The following is a 1,033-nucleotide window of genomic DNA, read 5'->3' on the forward strand; positions in this document are numbered from 1 at the left end:
GCGATCGCGGCCGTCATGCGAGAACCCGGCGCTTGTCGAACAGATAGTGGGCGACGCCCCATTCCTGCCCGTCGGCATAGCCGAACAGCTCGGCGACCGCCATGTAGAACATCCGCCAGCGCTGGAACCAGATGCGGGCGTCGGCGCCGTAGACCGTCTCGAAAATCGGCATGACCCGGGGGCGCGCCGCATCGAGCGACGCGAGCCACTGATTGGCCGTGCGGGCGTAGTGAGTCCCGTCGAGCCACCATTGGCGGGCGATGCGCACGTCGTCCTGGAACCGCAGCAGCAGGTCGGCCGACGGCATCGTCCCGCCCGTGAAGAAATAGCGCGACATCCAGTCGGTGTCGTCGTGCACCGCGAAGTGATAGGCGAGCAGCTTGTGCGCGAAGATGTGCACGAAGAGCTTGCCGTCGTCGTGCATCCAGCGCGCGATTTTGGCGAGCAGTTGCCCGTAGTTCTTCATGTGCTCGAACATCTCGATCGAGAGCACGCGGTCGAAACCGGCATCCGCGGGATCGAAGTCGAACTCCACCACGTTGCCGGTGACGATTCGCAGATTCGTCAGCCCGCGCTGCGCCGCGCATCGCTCGATGAAGTGGCGTTGACCGTGCGAATTCGACAGGCCGACGACCTGCGCGGCCGGATACCGTTCGGCGAGCCAGAGCGACAGCGAACCCCAGCCGCAACCGAGGTCGAGAATGCGCTGGCCGTCCTCCAGCCTGGCGCGCTGCGCGTACAACGCCAGCATGGCTTCTTCTGCCTGCGACAGCGTTTCGTCGCCGCGCGGGTAATAGCCGCACGAATATTTGAGCCGCGGGCCGAGATGGGCCTCGAAGAAGCTGCCGGGCACTTCGTAATGCTGCGTGTTCGCCGCGAGCGTCTCGATTGCGATCGGGCTCGCGCCCAGTTCACGCACCAGCGTGTCGTAGGCCGCCGCGCGCCGTTCGCCGTCATCCGCGTGTTCGTCGCGCAGGCGTTGCCGCATGAGCGAGCGCATGCCGGCCCGGATCAGCCGGTCCGGCAGCCAGCC

1 protein-coding gene is annotated in these 1,033 nt (G+C 66.3%); it reads right to left on the reverse strand.

Going from position 1 to position 1,033, the window contains the following annotated elements; translation table 11 throughout:
• Positions 1 to 13: 13 nt before the first annotated feature.
• A partial coding sequence (locus tag ABZS61_RS34900) for a cyclopropane-fatty-acyl-phospholipid synthase family protein (RefSeq protein WP_356430581.1) occupies positions 14 to 1,033 on the reverse strand: 1,020 nt, incomplete at its 5' end.

It is taken from the genome of Streptomyces sp. NPDC005566 (genome assembly GCF_040605575.1).
In the GTDB taxonomy this organism is placed as follows: Bacteria; Actinomycetota; Actinomycetes; order Streptomycetales; family Streptomycetaceae; genus Streptomyces.